This is a genomic window from Bacillus sp. 2175, from assembly GCF_057812155.1.
The window spans coordinates 3805559-3823848 of sequence record NZ_CM173819.1; the positions used below are offsets into that span (position 1 = coordinate 3805559).

Below are 18290 nucleotides of genomic sequence, written 5' to 3' on the forward strand. Positions count from 1 at the left end.
ATAAATAAGCCTAAGGGTGTGGGAATGTGATTGATGAATTAAAAAGCAAACTATGGTATCAAGATTTAAAAGGAAAAGTTGATGACAACGTCCTTACATATCAGGATAAACAAGGCTACTTTTGGAATAAGGTTAACCCTGTGCATTTGCGTTACTTCAAAAACAAGTGCTGTGGTTACCCTTTTACAAACCACTTAGCGCTAGGATTGATGGTAATATCCAATCAAAACTTAAAGCCTAAGACTATTCACACAAATATTGCAAGTATAAATCTCTGCCTTAAGCAACTCTTTCAAGAAACCAAATTGGCAAGTCTTAATGATTTTGAGGTAGATATACATCTGTCCGATTATCTACGAAGGGAGATTCTTCCCTCCCATTCAGATAACAAGAGAATTCAACTCTTTACTAGTTATAAAAATGTTGTAAAAAACGTGCATAAGTGGCATTCGACCAAGTTGACAAGGGAGCAACAAGAAATGTTCGCCCCTTTTTTACTCCCTCAAACACACCTAGATAGTAGAGATTTTAAAGTTAATAAAGCAGCAAAGGACGCTTCGAAAAGGAAAAGGAAGTCTGAAACGGACGCAATTTCCAAGGAATTTATAAAAATTCGTGCCGAAGGTGGGTTTCGTTTAAACCAGGTTAGGCGTTTGCGACAGAAATATCTTGAGGTTGTAGAATTTGTAAAAGATAACGGATATCCTCTTCCTTTTGAATTTTCTTATATTGAAAACAAGGAACGCGAAGATAGATCAAAGGAGCTTTTCTTGTTTCGATTATGGGATAAACCTTCTTTCGTACTTCATCATAGTAAAAATTATTCTTACGCTACCATTAATAATGCAAAGGGGCGAAGAGCTACTTTTTTAGATGAAAACAACGAATACTTCGTCGAGTTTTTAAACGCTGCAATATTAGATGATGAAACTGGTAAACCCGCAGAAGAAACTGAAGGTTTTTGGTTTATACCCATTTTAGAACATCAATTAATCGGAAGTTGGTACCGATCTTTAAATAAAGAACAAATAAATGAAAGGTTGAAAGTACTTGAAACCTATGGATATAGGGAACCCAATTCAAAAGAACTTAATAAACCTTTCCAACCCGATCATAAAGGTATTCTAGCACAAGGGACTTTTATAACTAACTCCCAGGAATATGCCGAGGGCATTTTAATGAACGTTGAGATTTTGTATATAACAGCTTTGTTTGGTGCGACGGCACTAGATATATTTACGTCTTCAGGTGCAAGGTTAGGTGAAGTGGCGCAAGTTCATCTTGGTATTGGGTGTTTAGACCAGATAAATATCACTGCTCCCGAAATAAATGAAGGAAAAACATCTTATATATTTAGAGCTATTCCGAAAGGAAGAGATGAGTTAGCAGTTTTTTATACGACAAAAGATACTTTTGATTTAATAAAGGAAATTGCTTTTCACCTTAGAAATCAACATTATAAAGGCTCAATTCCAAGGGTGGATTTCCGTTATTCGAAGCAATCAGGGGAATCGCGACCAGACCAACTCTATTTATTTCAGTTCCATGGTAAACATTTTGGAGAGGTGACTTTTGCATGTGTTTTAAATTTCATCTGTTTTGGATTGATCTATGAAACACAAGACAAGAAGTTGGTAAAATTGAAACCACACTTATTACGCCACGGTTTTGCGACACACGCTGTACAAGCAGAAGACCTTCCAATTGACGTCGTAGCAATGATTCTTAATCAAAAGGATTTAGACGTTACAAGATATTACTCTCAACCTACCCAAAAACAAGTAGCCGATGTTATTTCCGAGTTTCATACTTCCATGGCCGCTACAACTGACATGATGAAAGAAGTTTTAAGACAACCAGAAGAGATACAAGCCCTTTTTGAGCGTCAAAGAGAGATCAGCGGCCCATTTAGTAAAACCGTTGGGGGTACATGTGTTACTAACAAGATTTGTCCAACAAAACTTGCATGTGTAGGATGCAGCACTAAAATACCTGAGCCAGAACAAAAAGATGAATTACTTGAATATCTAGATTGGGCAGAAAAATCGAAGAAGTATCACGAGGAAAAAGGTTTCAAACTGGAAGTTTTGAAAATGAAAAAAACGATACATGATGCGAAAGCTGAATTGAAAGAAATAGCATTAATCGAGGAGTATAGGAGAGATAAGGAAAATGAGCCAAGACTTATCCATAGAAAACCATAAAAGTGGTCTAGAGCGTGATTACGAAAAAAGAAGGGTTAACTCCTTCGAACTAGGTAAAAAAGCAATAGATACCCTCCTTGCGGAGGGCAAAGAAGTTACCTTACACAATGTATCTAAAAAGACAAAAGAACTCGATGAACAAGGCAAAGGGATTCATTTTAATACTATTAGAAATCATGAAGAACTCTATGCGTATTATAAAGAAAAGAGTAAGAGCTATAAGAAAAAACAAAAAGAGCTAGAAAAGCATCTTCCCTATCGCGAAAATGAAAAAAATACTTTTCATGAGTTCGAGCAATTAAAGACGGACAGAAATTTAAAGAATGTGTACAAACAATATATGCGTTTAACAAAGACTGAATTAGCAACGCGTTTGATAGAAGCTGAGCAATATATAGCAGAAGGAAATCTAGAGTATTTGGAAAAGTTATTTGAGACATACGAGGGATAAAAATTGAATTGAAACAATAATTTGTCGTTGTTCCCACATAAAAAATAATGTACTACAAAGATAATTAATGTATTACATAAAGAGACACGAATTAGAGCTAAAAAAGCTTCAAAATGATAAGTGCTTTATACCGTTAATAATGTATACTGGAGGACCAATTAAATAAGTGATATTAATAAAATCACCGGTGAAAATATAAGAGTATTCATTGAATCTAGTGAATTAAAGAATTCATTTGTAATGGATATTGTATACCAAAAATAAAAAAACTCCCTAATGCTAAAAGGAGTTTTTTTATCAACATATGTTCAATTGCAATGTTTTGCAAGTCAAGCTATTTTGTGACCTTATAGATGAATTCCACGATAGCATCATGCATTTGATCTAACGCGGGTTGTTCCACTGGATAATGACCTCCATTTTCTAACATAACTATTTTCACATCCACTTTTTTTATTTTGTTTAGGAATGGAGTACTTAAATGCAACGGTGTCCATCTATCTTGTTCAGGTTGTGTTAAAAGAATAGGACATACATCAAAATCTTCTGGTTCCATTGCTGGCTTGTAATTACCATAACTGTCTAGGAATCTCATGCTTGCTTTATTTGCAGCAGAGGTTTTATCACGATTAAATATTTCCATCACTTTCTCATTATTACATAAGGCACTCATTTTAGAAGCTGTACTCATTTTCATCTTAAAGTTTTCAAGTCCTATGTTACTTGCAACGCCTGCCATAGGTATTCCAACACGACTCATAAAGAGATTTTTAGCTGTTTCGTCACGAACTTGTTGATTTTTTTGATCCAAGAATGTCATACCAATGATTCCTTTAACTTTCTTGTTTTTTGCAGCAACGTGGTAAGTTTCCATCCCACCTGCACTTAAACCATACAGTACAATGGGTCTATCATCACGTTGTTGTTCATAGTCGATATAATCACTTGCTAAATCCACCCAGTCATCATACTTTACTACAGAACCTTTTTTTACTTTTGTAACTCCATAGGTAGGCATGTCAATAGCAATCGTTTCGAATCCGTCTTTTGAAAGAGGACCTCCTAAAATCATGGACATCTGTCTACCGTTTGTACCTACTCCATGTAATAAAATAACTTTAACGGGTGCGTTTTTATTTCGAAAACAGTCTAAATGTACCTCATGTCCTTTCCAATTCCACCATTCTTCTGTTGGATGATAATTATCTGTAAAGTGATATTTTTTAGGTAAATAAGCTTGTATTTCACGCCATGCACTTTGTTCACTGTATTTCATTTCGTTTCCTCCTTAAAATGTTTAAAATAAATTTCTAAAATCATTACGTTCTAATGTTCGAACACTCGAACGCTTTGCAAGTAAAATATTATTTGACTCTTTTATCTTTGTCAATAAATATTTTTTAATTCACTTTGTAGAAAAAGTAGCATTGTAAAATACTACTTTTATCATTGTGCACACTATTTTTTAATTATTTCTTTAATTGATTATCGGTTTCTAATGATTCAATTAGTTGTTTTAATAATACAATGGAGTTGTCAAGAGAAAGGGCATAATACCTTTCAGTAGCACGTTTTTGAACAGTAACTAGATTTGCGTTTAAAAGATGCTTCAAGTGGTGTGAAATAGCTGGTCTAGATAAAGAAAGTCGGTCTACTATCTGATTTACAGACATTTCTCCTTCATCATAAAGTAACACCAATATATCTTGACGATTTAGATCCTGCAGAATTGAAAAAATAGGAGTGCATTCTCTTAATATGCCTATTGTTTTTTTGCTCATGATATCTCTCCCTGTTTAATTATTCGAACCCTTGGACGTTTATTTAGTATAGAATTTTACCAATGTTTCTGTCAAAGAGTCTTTACTCTCCTATTTAGAGATATTTTGAACTCTTATGCTTTAATGTAATCTTTTGAGTTGCAATTACATATATTCCTTGCTTGTCTTTACTATAACCCTCTGCTACAAAATAATTTAACAAATGATTATTGCAGTAATGTTATCTAAGCATCGTATCACAAATACTTTTAATTTGTATATGTTTAGCCCATGAACTTATTTTAATGGTCTCCACTTTCTTTCCCGATGTTTTTTTCTTTAAATAACATGTTATGATTCAATCGTTCGAATGATTAAACAAAAGAGTAAAGGAAATGTGCGCACATGAAAAAGCAAAAGAAAATAGATATATTAGTTTTAGAAATCTTTGTGGATGAATCAATGAAAGTTAACTTTATAAAATTACTTATAAACTAAATTGAACAAATTGAATAACATAGGATAAATTATTGGGCTTTTTGATAAGAGCCAAACTTAGAGGCGGAGGAATTATGGTGGTTAATGTATATAATTTTTATGTAAATGGAGAATGGAGAGAAAGCTCTTCAGGAGAAACAATTGAAATTTCATCTCCATATTTACACGAAGTAATTGGACAAGTACAAGCAATTACTTGCGGAGAAGTAGATGAAGCAATTGCATCTGCAAAAGAAGCTCAAAAATCATGGGCTAAAGCTTCCCTACAAGATCGCGCAAAATACTTATATAAATGGGCTGATGAGCTCGTAAATATGCAGGATGAAATTGCCGATATCATTATGAAAGAAGTCGGTAAAGGCTATAAAGATGCGAAGAAAGAAGTTGTTCGTACAGCTGACTTCATTCGTTACACAATCGAAGAAGCTTTACATATGCACGGAGAAAGCATGATGGGCGATAGCTTCCCTGGCGGAACGAAATCGAAACTTGCGATCATCCAACGCGCACCACTTGGTGTTGTATTAGCAATCGCACCATTTAACTACCCGGTAAACTTATCTGCTGCAAAACTTGCACCAGCATTAATTATGGGTAATGCTGTTATTTTCAAACCAGCAACTCAAGGTGCAATTAGCGGTATTAAAATGGTTGAAGCACTTCATAAAGCTGGCCTTCCAAAAGGTCTTGTAAACGTAGCTACAGGACGCGGTTCTGCAATTGGGGACTATTTAGTAGGGCACGAAGGCATCAATATGGTATCGTTCACAGGTGGTACAAACACAGGTAAGCATTTAGCGAAAACAGCTGCAATGATTCCACTTGTATTAGAACTTGGCGGTAAAGATCCTGGTATCGTTCGTGAAGATGCTGATTTACAAGATGCTGCAAACCATATCGTAAGCGGTGCATTCTCTTACTCTGGTCAACGTTGTACAGCTATTAAGCGTGTACTTGTACACGAAAACGTAGCAGACGAGCTTGTTGACTTATTAAAAGCGCAAGTAGCGGAACTATCAGTTGGATCTCCAGAGAAAGATAGCACAATCGTTCGATTAATCGATGACAAGTCTGCTGACTTCGTTCAAGGTTTAGTTGACGACGCTGTAGAAAAAGGTGCTACGATTGTTATCGGTAACAAACGTGAGCGTAACTTAATTTACCCAACATTAATCGACCACGTAAAAGAAGAAATGAAAGTTGCTTGGGAAGAGCCATTCGGTCCAATCCTTCCAATCATCCGCGTTTCTTCAGATGAGCAAGCAATTGAAATTGCTAACAAATCAGAGTTCGGCTTACAAGCAAGTGTCTTCACAAAAGACATTAACAAAGCATTTGCAATTGCTAATAAAATCGAAACTGGTTCTGTTCAAATTAACGGACGTACAGAGCGCGGCCCTGACCACTTCCCATTCATCGGTGTAAAAGGTTCAGGTATGGGTGCACAAGGTATTCGTAAGAGCCTTGAGTCTATGACACGTGAAAAGGTAACTGTATTGAATTTTAAATAGGCAATCAAAACAAGTGGCAATAAAAAGAGGAAGCATATCCTATTTTTAGAGTCACTTGTTTTTGGATTAGATTCATAAAACTTATTACTTCAAGCAAAGCTAATTTTAAAAATAATTGTGGAAACTTACTGTAAAAATTGGGAATGAAATTCAATGGTCTCCATTTTCTTTCCCATTGATTATTCGTGAAATAATTATGATAAGATTTGAATGGTTCAATCGATTAAACGAAGGGAGATGCAGTGGATGAAGAATGTACAAAAATTGAATAAATTAACAGATGATTTTAAAGCATGCCAAACTGTCTTAACAGCGATTGGAGACTCCACACGACAATCGATCATTGTTACCTTAATTGAAGCGGGCTGTGGAGATGGAATGAGAGTAGGCGAAATCACACGTAAAACACATTTATCACGTCCTGCTGTTTCCCATCACATAAAAGTGCTAAAAGACGCAAAGGTTGTCAATGTAAGACGTGTTGCGACGATGAATTTTTATTACATTGACCCGGAAAATAATAGTTTAAAAATGGTGAAAAATTTACTTCAACAGATGGATGATTACATTGATGAGCATTGGGAGCCATCAAATAAATAAAGAAAGGATAGAAAAAATGAAAAAGACTCTTTTAAATACGACGATGAATAGATCAACTACATTCACTGTGAAAAACCGCTTTTATAAAGCTGCGATGAGTGAAACAATGGCAACAAAAAGCAATAATCCAACAGAAGAACTAGTAAAACTATATGGTCGTTGGGCACAAGGTGGGGCTGGTTTACTCATGACTGGAAATGTCATGATTGATCGTGAGGCACTTGGCGAACCGGGAAATGTCGTTATTGAAGATGAACGTGATTTAGATATCTTAAAAAGATGGGCAAAATCTGGGACGCAAAATGGGACACAGCTTTGGATGCAAATCAATCATCCCGGTAAACAATCTCCGAAAACATTATCTAAAAATCCGGTTGCTCCAAGCGCCATTCCACTTACTGGTGATATTAAAGATTTCTTCAATAAACCAAGAGAATTAACATCAGATGAAATTTGGCAGTTAATCAAACGATTTGGCAATGCCGCTCGTATTGCCAAAAAGGCTGGTTTTACTGGTGTTCAAATCCATGCAGCCCATGGTTATTTAATCAATCAATTTTTATCCCCTCATCATAATCAGCGCCAAGATGAATGGGGAGGAGATTTAAATGGGCGTATGAAATTTTTAATTGAAACCTATTATGAAATTCGTAAACAAGTCGGTGAGAAATTCCCAATCGGGTTAAAACTAAATTCTGCTGACTTTCAGCGTGGTGGTTTCACCGAGGAAGAATCGATGAAAGTACTAAAAAAAATGGACGATTTGGGTATGGATTTAATTGAAATTTCTGGTGGGAATTATGAAAATCCTAAAATGTTTGAGGGAGTACGTGAAAGTACAAAAAAACGTGAAGCATATTTTTTAGATTATGCTCAAAAGGCTCGAACACTCGTACAAGCGGTACTGGTCGTAACAGGCGGTTTCCGTTCCGAAGAAGGTATGAATGAGGCAATTGAAAGTGGAGCTGTAGACATGGTTGGCGTTGGAAAGCTATTTGCATTAAACCCTGATTTTCCAAACCAGATTATTCATGGCAATTATTACACAGTTACGATCAAGCCAATTCGAACAGGTGTGAAAAAGCTAGATAAAAAAATATCTTCTATGTTAGAGCTTACTTGGTATGAACATCAATTTAAATTGATGGGCAAAGGAAAAGAACCAAATCCTAATCATAGTGTATGGAAAACAGTACTACAAATGATAATCGAAAATGGAACAAATGCATTTCAAAAGAGACGTGCATAAATAAAATATAGTGTATTGTTATATTATTGGCTCAATACATTTCAAAATATGTTTTGAATAAAAGTAGTAATAGAGGCTATAAAAAATAGGTGTATCAACACTTTGCTTGATACACCTATTTTCATGGTTTTAATCGCTAATTGTGTTAATAAAAAACATGTCGTGATAAAAGGAGTGGATTCCCCACCTTTTTTATTATCATATAATTGTTTAACAACATGCCTTCGTGGCTAGAGTTAGCCCTAAAATCCATTATTCTTGTTCTTCAGTAAAATATGTATTAGCTTGTTTTTCAAATAATGATGCAATTTCTCGTTTATAGTCCCCGCGTATAATACCTTTCTCAGTAATAATTCCTGTAATTAATTCATTCGGCGTTATGTCAAATGCTGGATTATAAACATCCGTTCCAATTGGTGCTACTTGTTTTCCAAAGATTTTCGTAACTTCTGTTTCATCTCTTTCTTCAATAATAATTTCAGCTCCAGTTTCTTTCGTAACATCAAATGTTGACAGTGGAGCAGCAACGTAAAATGGGATATTAAAGTGCTTTGCTAAAATAGCTAAATTCATTGTCCCTATTTTATTTGCCGTATCTCCATTTGCGACAATTCGATCCGCCCCTACAATAATTGCATTTATTTCTTTCGTTTGAATAGCATGAGCTGCAGTATTATCTGTAATAAGGGTCACATCACATGCCCATCAACTTAAGAATTTGCACTACCCCCAAGTGTCAAAAAACGTTATTCTTTCTAAAAAGCTAGCTAGAAAGGATGACATTTTTTATGAATCTTTCAATTCAAGATGAATTACAACTATTTTCTGAAGAGCTGTATCGTCATTTAACCCCTTCTCTTTTGGAAGAACTCGCTAAAGAATTAGGTTTTGTAAAAAGAAAACGAAAGTTTTCAGGAAATGAATTAGCTACCATATGTATCTGGGTCAGTCAACGTACAGCGAGTGATTCTCTCGTTCGACTATGCAGTCAATTACACGCCGCCACAGGCACTCTTATGAGTCCAGAAGGACTCAATAAACGCTTTGATAAAAAAGCGGTTGAATTTTTGAAATATATTTTTTCTGCATTATGGAAAAGTAAACTTTGTAAAACATCAGCCATTTCAAGTGCAGCACTCACGTATTTTCAACGAATCCGTATTTTAGATGCGACGATTTTCCAAGTACCGAAACATTTAGCACATGTATATCCTGGGTCAGGTGGTTGTGCACAAACTGCAGGTATCAAGATTCAATTAGAATATGACTTACACAGCGGACAGTTTTTAAACTTCCAGGTAGGTCCTGGAAAAAATAATGATAAAACATTTGGAACAGATTGCTTAGATACCTTACGGCCGGGTGATCTGTGTATTCGTGATTTAGGATATTTTTCATTGGAAGACTTAGATCAAATGGATCAACGTGGCGTGTGCTATATATCAAGACTTAAGTTAAACCATACCGTCTATACGAAAAATCCATTTCCAGAATACTTTCGAAATGGGACAATCAAAAAACAGTCACAGTATATCCAAGTTGATTTAGAGAACATTATGCACACGTTAAAACCAGGACAAACGTATGAAATAAAAGAGTCGTATATTGGCAAGAATCAAAGATTATTTACAAGAGTAATTATCTACCGATTAACAGAGGAACAAATACTGGAACGTAGAAAAAAACAAAGCTATACCGAAAGTAAAAAGGGGATTACATTTTCAGAAAAGAGTAAACGATTAACGGGTATCAACATATATGTTACGAATACGCCTTGGGAAGTGGTTCCGATGGAACAAATCCATGATTTTTACTCCCTCCGCTGGCAGATCGAAATCATATTTAAAACGTGGAAATCTCTATTTCAAATTCATCATTGGCAAACTATCAAACAAGAGCGATTAGAATGCCATGTGTATGGAAAACTCATTGCCATTTTTATATGTTCTTCCACGATGTTTAAGATGCGCCAACTTCTGTTGCAAAAGCACAAAAGAGAACTAAGCGAATATAAAGCAATTGGGATGATTCAAGATCATCTATCCCTGTTATATCAAGCGATACAGAGAAACACCCGTATAATAACAAAGGTTTTAATCCGCCTGTTTACCCTACTAAAGAAAAATGGCCGGAAATCCCATCGATATGAGAAGAAAACTATCTTTGATATTATGGGTGTTGTCTATGAGTATAATGGATTGAGAAAACAAAAGAAAGCTGCATAAGAAAAAAATGAAACCCGTTAGGGTTTATTTCGTATGCTCATTTTTAAGAGGATTATACTGTTTAAAAGTTTGTTCATTTCAATTAATGGAAAACCGTAGAGTTTCTATCCTTAAGTTGATGGGCATGGGGTCACATCAATATTTGCTTGCTTCAATTCCCAGGTCGTTAAGCGACCACCTTGTAAAACTGGTCTCGTTTCACACGCATATGCATGTAAACGCACACCTTTCTCTTTTCCAATATAAAAGGGAGCTAATGCAGTTCCATATCTGGCAGTTGCGATACTTCCAGCGTTACAGATTGTTAAAATATTATCGCCATCTTTAAAACATGTTAACGCATATTCCCCAATATTTCGGCACACCTCTTCATCTTCCTGCTGAATGCGAAGCGCTTCTTCTTCTAATGTTTTTTGTGCTTCTTTTATTGTAGTAATCTCTCGAATAGATTCTCTCATACGATCAATTGCCCAAAATAAATTTACTGCTGTCGGGCGTGACGTTCCTAAATAATTACAATCTCTATTAAACTTCTTTTGAAATTCTTCAATATGTACAGTGTTATATTTTTTTGATGCAAGCGCCAAGCCAAATGCAGCTACAATTCCAATTGCAGGCGCTCCTCGTACTTCTAACATTACGATGCTTTTCCAAACCTCTTCAATAGTCGTCAATGTTTTGTATTCTGTGCTATGCGGCAATTTCGTTTGATTTAATACCGCAATTGCATCACCTTTCCAGCTTACAGATCTCGGAACAGTAACAATTGTACTCACGCTTTTACGCCCCCTGAAACTGTCTGTTGAAATAATATTCGAAACAGTTGAATATCAGCACTTTTAGATTCATATTTTATTAGTTCTTTACCTAAGGATAGCGCTTGTTTCTTAGCTTGAATTCTTGTTTCTTTATTTTCTATTTCATCTAAATCTGCTACATGAGCTAAACCAATTGTTCTACGAATCAGTTCACATCCGGCAAATCCAACTGCATCAGTAAAGATATTTTGCAAAATAATTGGTAACCATTGTTTTTCTTTCGTATATGCTTCTACACCTTCTCCAATCCATAACTTTGTAAAAGTTTCTACAAAATAACTCCACGTCTTTTCTATATGGAAAAATAGTACACTTCTTTTTTCTTCTTCTCTAGATAAAGCATTTAATAATAGATTTGCAATAAATTGACCTATGTCAAATCCAAATGGGCCATATGTCGCAAATTCTGGATCAATCACTTTCGTTTCAGAAGGTGACGAAAAAATACTACCAGTATGTAAATCACCATGAATAAGAGTTTCTTTTCTTGTTAAGAACTTATATTTATATTGTGCTACTTTTAGTTTTAAAGTTTTATCACTCCAAAGTTCATCAACCACGAGCTGTAAATCTGGCTCATAATCATTTGTATCATAATGTCCAAACGGATCTGTAAACACTAAATCCTCTGTAATTTTACAAAGGTCCGGATTTACAAAGGTACCTTCTAGTACCCTCTTCTCTTCTGACTGTAAACCAAAATCTGAAGTATAAAATAAAACATGTGCTAGAAAACGGCCGATATGCTGGGATAAAAGCGGATATTCTTCTCCGTCTATTAATCCTTTTCTTGTAATTGTTAGTCTTGATAAGTCTTCTATTACCGTTATCGCTAACTCTTCATCATGACTGTACACTACTGGAACATAATCCGGTACATACTGCGCAAAAATTTGTAATGCCTTGCTTTCAATCGTTGCTCTTTTTATAGACAATGGCCAGCTTTCACCAACTACTTTCGCATAAGGCAGTGCTTGTTTTATTATAATTGATTTCTCTCCATCATCTAATTTGAACACGTAATTTAAGTTTCCGTCTCCAATTTCATGACAAACGACATTTGCCTTCGCTTCAAAATAGCCATGATCTTTCGCATATTGTACAGCTGTTATTTCTGTTAATGAATAATATCCCATCGTCTTCTCCCCCTTTTTAAATTCAGAGGTTTTTCTAACATAGAAAAACCTCTTTCCACTAAGAAAGAGGTTTGAAGTTTATCTTCTCCCCTCTTATCTGCCAGAAGGTTTTACTTTCTGCTGGAATTAGCACCGTGCCTTTTGGCGTAATAAACGCCCCATTTCACAATGGTATTACGGTCGGTTGCTGGGCTTCATCGGGCCAAATCCCTCCACCTGCTCTTGATAAGAGTTGTATAATTTTTTGAATTTTTAACTTTATGTTGAAGACTATACCAAGAATAAAAATCACTTGTCAACATTTTATTTGTATAATTCTGGACGGCGATCCGCAAAAACCGGAATTCCTTTACGTACTTCTTTAATTTTCTCGAATTCAAGCTCTCCAAATAAAATTGATTCCTCTTCATTCGCCTCTACTACAACTTCACCCCAAGGGTCCACAATTAAAGAATGACCCGCAAATACATTATTTGGATCCTTTCCTGCTCTATTACACGCAACAACATAACACTGATTTTCAACTGCTCTTGCTTGCAATAGCAAACGCCAATGTGCTAAACGAACTAATGGCCATTCTGCTACAACAAATAATACTTTTGCCCCTTTAGCAGTATGGACACGCATCCACTCTGGAAAACGAATATCATAACAAATTGTTCCAGCGCATTCGACATCATCTAGCTTAAATTCGCCCGTACCATTACCGGCTATTAAATATTTATGTTCATCCATAAGCTGAAATAAATGTACTTTACTATATTCGTTGACTAGCTGTCCTTCATTATTTACAACATACATCGTATTTGTAACGCCTTGCTCTGTTTGCTTTGCTATAGAACCACCAACAATATGTATATCATATTGCTTCGCCCATTCTATTAACTTTTCTTTCGTTTCCACTCCATCCCTATCTGCAATTTCAGAAAGTCTCGTTAAATCATATCCTGTTGTCCATAGTTCTGGTAAGACGATAACATCTGGCCTTTCCTTCATAGCTTCGCTTATTTTATTTTTAGCATTCTCAATATTTTTTTCTACATCTCCAAAAACAATATCCATTTGAATACATGCGACTTTCATTTTTTCAGCCCCATTCTTATTTTTTTCTTTACAAAATACTGGAAAGATTATATCATTTGTCACTAGAATTGTAACAACTTTCAAAAGAGGTGGAAAGTATGAAATTATTTCAACCTTCTGAGATAGTAACATCATTGCCAACACAATTTTTCGCTTCACTTGTTGCAAAAGTTAACAAAGTCGTTGCAGCTGGTCACGATGTTATTAATCTAGGTCAAGGTAATCCAGATCAACCAACACCGCAGCATATCGTAAAAGCTTTACAAGATGCTGCCGAAAAGACCATTCATCATAAATATCCGCCATTTCGCGGACATGAAAGCTTAAAGGAAGCCGTGGCTACATTCTATAAACGTGAATACGGCGTCGAATTAAACCCAAAAACTGAAGTTGCTATTTTGTTTGGCGGGAAGGCTGGACTAGTAGAATTACCGATTTGTTTTACAAATCCTGGTGATACGATTCTCGTTCCGGATCCAGGTTATCCAGATTATTTATCCGGGGTTGCTTTAGCAAAAGCACACTTTGAAACAATGCCGCTTATTGCAGAAAATAACTTTTTACCAGATTATACAAACATTGATGACTCTATTGCAGAGCGTGCAAAATTAATGTTTTTAAACTATCCAAATAATCCTACCGGTGCTACTGCATCAAAAGATTTTTTTGATGCAACCATTCACTTTGCTAATAAACATAATATATTAGTTGTTCACGATTTTGCTTATGGCGCTATCGGATTTGATGGTCAAAAACCTGTTAGTTTCTTGCAAGCAGATGGTGCGAAAGATATAGGAATTGAAATTTACACATTATCAAAAACTTTCAATATGGCTGGCTGGCGCATCGCTTTTGCTGTAGGGAATGAAAGTGTGATTGAAACAATTAACCTATTACAAGATCATATGTATGTTAGTATATTCGGTGCAGTTCAAGATGCTGCTCGAGAAGCGCTATTAAGTTCACAGTCTTGCGTAATAGACCTTGTAAATAGTTACGAATCTCGAAGAAACGCTCTTATTTCAGCCTGTCACTCAATTGGTTGGAATGTAGACATTCCAAAAGGATCATTCTTTGCATGGCTTCCCGTTCCAAAAGGATATACCTCTGAGCAATTTTCTGATATTTTACTAGAAAAAGCACATGTCGCAGTTGCTCCTGGTGTTGGATTTGGTAAGCATGGGGAAGGGTATGTCCGTGTTGGTCTCTTGCATGCAGAAGATAGATTACGGGAAGCCATTAATCGAATTGATAAATTAAATTTTTTCAAAAAGTAATTGACAACACGAAAAATATCTGACAAAATTCAGTTATCTTAAAAATTTAAACATTTCTAAATACTTCTTATCAAGAGCAGGTGGAGGGACGAGCCCGACGAAACCCGGCAACCGATCTACAATTGTAGACACGGTGCTAATTCTCGCAGCATTACGCTGACAGATAAGGAGCTGGTTGTAAAAAAACCTCTCCTTAGCTGAGAGGTTTTTTTATTTAACTAGGAGGTTATAACAATGAGCGGAATTATAGCGACGTATTTAATCCATGATGATTCACATAACTTAGAAAAAAAAGCTGAGCAAATTGCACTCGGTTTAACAATTGGCTCTTGGACTCATTTGCCACACTTATTGCAAGAACAATTAAAGCAGCATAAAGGCAACGTCATTCATGTTGAGGAATTAGCTGAACATGAATATACCAATTCGTATTTACGTAAAAAAGTAAAACGCGGAATTATTAAAATCGAATATCCGCTATTAAACTTCAGTCCAGATTTACCAGCGATTTTAACGACTACATTTGGAAAGCTATCACTTGATGGCGAAGTAAAACTAATTGACTTAACTTTTTCAGACGAGTTAAAAAAACATTTTCCTGGTCCAAAATTCGGGATAGATGGTATTCGAAATCTTTTACAAGTGCATGATCGTCCCCTTTTAATGAGTATTTTTAAAGGAATGATTGGACGAAACATTGGGTATTTAAAAACACAATTACGCGATCAAGCAATTGGTGGTGTAGATATAGTAAAAGATGATGAAATATTATTTGAAAATGCATTAACACCACTTACGAAACGCATTGTATCTGGAAAAGAAGTTTTACAATCTGTCTACGAAACATACGGTCATAAAACGTTATATGCCTTAAATTTAACAGGACGAACTTTTGATTTAAAAGAAAATGCTAAACGTGCAGTGCAAGCTGGAGCTGATATTCTATTATTTAACGTATTTGCTTACGGACTAGATGTACTACAATCACTTGCAGAAGATGATGAAATCCCAGTTCCTATTATGGCACATCCTGCTGTAAGTGGTGCTTATTCAGCATCCAAGTTATATGGAGTTTCATCACCATTATTACTTGGAAAGCTACTACGTTATGCTGGGGCTGACTTTTCATTATTCCCATCTCCATACGGAAGTGTTGCGCTAGAAAAAGAGGAGGCTCTTGCTATCTCAAAATATTTAACTGAAGACGATGCATTTTTCAAGAAGAGCTTTTCTGTTCCGTCTGCTGGTATTCATCCTGGTTTCGTTCCCTTTATTGTACGAGATTTCGGTAAAGATGTTGTTATTAATGCTGGCGGCGGGATACACGGACATCCAAATGGAGCGCAAGGCGGCGGTAAAGCTTTCCGTACTGCAATTGATGCTACTTTGCAAAATAAACCACTCCATGAAGTAGACGACATAAATTTGCATAGTGCACTACAAATATGGGGAAATCCCTCTTATGAGGTGAAATTATGAGTATTCAAGTATTTTGTGATTTCGATGGCACGATTACAAATAATGATAACATTATGTCCATTATGGAAAAATTCGCACCACCAGAAGCCGAAGAAGTAAAGAATAAAATTTTATCACAAGAACTATCCATTCAAGAAGGTGTTTCTCGATTATTTCAATTAATACCTACTAATCTGCACGATGATATTATTCAATTTTTAATAGAAACTGCTGAAATCCGTAGTGGTTTTCATGAGTTTATACAATTCGTAAAGGAAAATAACATTTCTTTTTACGTGATATCAGGTGGAATGGATTTCTTCGTCTATCCACTCTTACAAGGAATCATTCCAAAAGAGCAAATTTATTGTAATGAAACAGACTTTTCAGCAGAGTTTATTACAGTTAAATGGCCTCATTCTTGTGATGATCATTGTCAAAATCATTGCGGATTATGTAAATCATCATTAATCCGTAAATTAAGTGATACAAATGACTTTCATATTGTAATTGGAGATTCTATTACTGATTTACAAGCCGCGAAACAAGCTGATAAAGTATTCGCTCGCGATTTTCTTATTACAAAGTGTGAAGAAAATCATATTGCTTATACACCGTTTGAAACATTTCAAGATGTGCAAGCTGAATTAAAACTTTTGTTGGAGGTGAAGGCATGAAACAACTTTTTCGTCAATGGTATGACTTAAGCGAGTTAAAAAAAGAGTTAACAACACGAAATTGGTTTCCAGCAACAAGTGGTAATATTTCTATAAAGGTTAGCCATGAACCACTTACTTTTCTTATTACAGCAAGCGGTAAAGATAAAACAAAAACCACTCCAGATGATTTTCTATTAGTAGATCATGTAGGAGTTCCCGTTTTAGAGACTGAATTACGCCCTTCAGCAGAAACAATATTGCATACACACATTTATAACAATACGAATGCCGGGTGCGTACTTCATGTTCATACAACTGATAATAATGTCATCACAAATTTATATAGTGATGCAGTCACCCTTCAAAATCAAGAAATTATTAAAGCACTCGATATTTGGGAAGAAGGTGCAACAATTCAAATTCCTATTATTGAAAACCATGCCCATATCCCAACGCTTGGAGAAAACTTCCGAAAGCATATACAAGGAGATTCGGGTGCAGTATTAATCCGTAACCACGGTATTACTGTATGGGGCCGAGATAGCTTTGATGCAAAGAAGAGATTAGAAGCTTATGAGTTTTTATTCCAATTTCATATAAAACTATTATCAATTCAAGGAGGCGTTTCTAATGGCGCAAATTCGTATTCATGAAGTAAATACTCGTATTGAAAATGAAGTGGAAGTATCTAAATTTCTACAAGAGGAAGGCGTTTTATATGAGAAATGGAATATTTCTAAACTTCCTACTCATTTAAATGAAAATTATTCGTTAACAGATGAAAACAAAGCTGAAATATTAGCTGTGTTTTCAAAAGAAATCGCTGATGTTTCAGCACGCCGTGGTTATAAAGCACATGATGTAATTTCACTTTCAAATAGCACCCCTAACCTTGACGAATTATTAATTAATTTCCAAAAGGAACACCATCATACAGATGACGAAGTTCGCTTTATCGTCAGTGGTCATGGCATTTTCGCTATTGAAGGTAAAGATGGGAAATTCTTTGATGTTGAACTTGAGCCAGGCGATTTAATATCTGTTCCTGAAAATGCAAGACATTATTTTACCTTGCAAGATGATCGCCAAGTTGTAGCTATTCGTATTTTTGTGACAACTGAAGGCTGGGTTCCAATCTATTAAGGTAGTTAGTTGAATAAAAGGACTTGGACCCCCTTTTCCAAACTTTTATTCACTCTACATATATACATCCTCCTATGGAACAGGCTTATTTCATTTTGAAATAAGCCTGATTTTTTATTTACTTGAAAGTACTATTTCATCACAAATTTAACATCTTGATTTTTCAAGTGCATTTTTCGAACATTTTTTGAACATTTATTAAATTTTTTCTGAAAATT

15 protein-coding genes, 2 pseudogenes and 2 riboswitches are annotated in these 18290 nt (G+C 35.4%); of the genes and pseudogenes, 11 read left to right on the forward strand and 6 right to left on the reverse strand.

What is annotated here, in order from left to right:
• Positions 1 to 26: 26 nt before the first annotated feature.
• Together ACXKY9_RS19590 and ACXKY9_RS19595 are read left to right on the forward strand one after the other, a co-directional pair.
• A complete protein-coding gene (locus ACXKY9_RS19590; RefSeq protein WP_000564631.1) occupies positions 27 to 2204 on the forward strand; it encodes a site-specific integrase in 2178 nt (725 codons plus the stop codon).
• On the forward strand, positions 2173 to 2655 hold the full coding sequence (locus ACXKY9_RS19595) for a hypothetical protein (protein ID WP_000076214.1): 483 nt from the start codon (positions 2173 to 2175) through the stop codon (positions 2653 to 2655). Before ACXKY9_RS19590 ends, ACXKY9_RS19595 begins: the two co-directional genes overlap by 32 nt.
• Positions 2656 to 2989: 334 nt before the next feature.
• On the opposite strand, the gene ACXKY9_RS19600 is transcribed toward ACXKY9_RS19595, so the two are convergent.
• Entirely contained in the window at positions 2990 to 3931 is a 942-nt protein-coding gene (locus ACXKY9_RS19600) for an alpha/beta hydrolase (RefSeq protein ID WP_000877563.1), read from the reverse strand.
• Positions 3932 to 4124: 193 nt separating this feature from the next.
• Positions 4125 to 4436, reverse strand: a complete 312-nt coding sequence (locus ACXKY9_RS19605; RefSeq protein ID WP_000039469.1) for an ArsR/SmtB family transcription factor — start codon at positions 4434 to 4436, stop codon at positions 4125 to 4127.
• Between the two features lie 551 nt (positions 4437 to 4987).
• Between ACXKY9_RS19605 and gapN the strand changes: the two genes are divergently transcribed.
• The 3 genes from gapN (at position 4988) to ACXKY9_RS19620 (ending at position 8273) form a co-directional block, all read left to right on the forward strand.
• Entirely contained in the window at positions 4988 to 6424 is a 1437-nt protein-coding gene (gene gapN, locus ACXKY9_RS19610) for an NADP-dependent glyceraldehyde-3-phosphate dehydrogenase (RefSeq protein ID WP_016090195.1), read from the forward strand.
• Positions 6425 to 6661: 237 nt separating this feature from the next.
• Positions 6662 to 7024 carry an ArsR/SmtB family transcription factor gene (locus ACXKY9_RS19615; protein WP_003286366.1) on the forward strand — a complete coding sequence of 121 codons (363 nt, stop codon included), beginning with the start codon at positions 6662 to 6664 and terminating at the stop codon, positions 7022 to 7024.
• 16 nt (positions 7025 to 7040) lie between these two features.
• Positions 7041 to 8273: an NADH:flavin oxidoreductase/NADH oxidase family protein gene (locus tag ACXKY9_RS19620; protein WP_002132709.1), complete on the forward strand. Its 1233-nt coding sequence runs from the start codon at positions 7041 to 7043 to the stop codon at positions 8271 to 8273.
• 252 nt (positions 8274 to 8525) lie between these two features.
• Here ACXKY9_RS19620 and ACXKY9_RS19625 read toward each other — a convergent pair.
• Positions 8526 to 8969, reverse strand: a pseudogene (locus ACXKY9_RS19625) (S-methyl-5-thioribose-1-phosphate isomerase); the annotation flags it as partial.
• Positions 8970 to 9061: 92 nt separating this feature from the next.
• Here ACXKY9_RS19625 and ACXKY9_RS19630 point away from each other — a divergent pair.
• Positions 9062 to 10498: an IS4-like element IS231C family transposase gene (locus ACXKY9_RS19630; RefSeq protein ID WP_001053969.1), complete on the forward strand. Its 1437-nt coding sequence runs from the start codon at positions 9062 to 9064 to the stop codon at positions 10496 to 10498.
• Between the two features lie 128 nt (positions 10499 to 10626).
• On the opposite strand, the pseudogene ACXKY9_RS19635 reads toward ACXKY9_RS19630, so the two are convergent.
• The 3 genes and pseudogenes from ACXKY9_RS19635 to ACXKY9_RS19645 form a co-directional block, all read right to left on the reverse strand.
• Positions 10627 to 11274: pseudogene (locus tag ACXKY9_RS19635) on the reverse strand (s-methyl-5-thioribose-1-phosphate isomerase); the annotation flags it as partial.
• Positions 11271 to 12452 (reverse strand): S-methyl-5-thioribose kinase, encoded by a 1182-nt coding sequence (gene mtnK, locus ACXKY9_RS19640; protein WP_000542673.1) that lies wholly within the window; start codon positions 12450 to 12452, stop codon positions 11271 to 11273. The pseudogene ACXKY9_RS19635 and the gene mtnK, both read right to left, overlap by 4 nt.
• A gap of 90 nt (positions 12453 to 12542) precedes the next feature.
• Positions 12543 to 12684, reverse strand: a riboswitch (SAM riboswitch).
• 71 nt (positions 12685 to 12755) lie between these two features.
• Positions 12756 to 13619 carry a carbon-nitrogen family hydrolase gene (locus ACXKY9_RS19645; protein WP_000869881.1) on the reverse strand — a complete coding sequence of 288 codons (864 nt, stop codon included), beginning with the start codon at positions 13617 to 13619 and terminating at the stop codon, positions 12756 to 12758.
• Between the two features lie 14 nt (positions 13620 to 13633).
• Between ACXKY9_RS19645 and ACXKY9_RS19650 the strand changes: the two genes are divergently transcribed.
• The 5 genes from ACXKY9_RS19650 (at position 13634) to ACXKY9_RS19670 (ending at position 18072) form a co-directional block, all read left to right on the forward strand.
• On the forward strand, positions 13634 to 14812 hold the full coding sequence (locus tag ACXKY9_RS19650) for a pyridoxal phosphate-dependent aminotransferase (protein WP_000765513.1): 1179 nt from the start codon (positions 13634 to 13636) through the stop codon (positions 14810 to 14812).
• Between the two features lie 64 nt (positions 14813 to 14876).
• Positions 14877 to 14982: riboswitch (SAM riboswitch) on the forward strand.
• A 64-nt stretch (positions 14983 to 15046) separates the two neighbouring features.
• Complete coding sequence (gene mtnW / locus ACXKY9_RS19655) at positions 15047 to 16291, forward strand: 2,3-diketo-5-methylthiopentyl-1-phosphate enolase (RefSeq protein ID WP_000014192.1); 1245 nt, start codon at positions 15047 to 15049, stop codon at positions 16289 to 16291.
• Positions 16288 to 16947: a 2-hydroxy-3-keto-5-methylthiopentenyl-1-phosphate phosphatase gene (locus tag ACXKY9_RS19660; RefSeq protein WP_000027467.1), complete on the forward strand. Its 660-nt coding sequence runs from the start codon at positions 16288 to 16290 to the stop codon at positions 16945 to 16947. Before mtnW ends, ACXKY9_RS19660 begins: the two co-directional genes overlap by 4 nt.
• Complete coding sequence (locus ACXKY9_RS19665; protein ID WP_000811347.1) at positions 16944 to 17582, forward strand: methylthioribulose 1-phosphate dehydratase; 639 nt, start codon at positions 16944 to 16946, stop codon at positions 17580 to 17582. Before ACXKY9_RS19660 ends, ACXKY9_RS19665 begins: the two co-directional genes overlap by 4 nt.
• Positions 17560 to 18072, forward strand: coding sequence for a 1,2-dihydroxy-3-keto-5-methylthiopentene dioxygenase (locus ACXKY9_RS19670; RefSeq protein WP_000057317.1), 513 nt, complete (start codon positions 17560 to 17562; stop codon positions 18070 to 18072). The genes ACXKY9_RS19665 and ACXKY9_RS19670 overlap by 23 nt, the downstream gene beginning before the upstream one ends.
• Positions 18073 to 18290 lie beyond the last annotated feature (218 nt).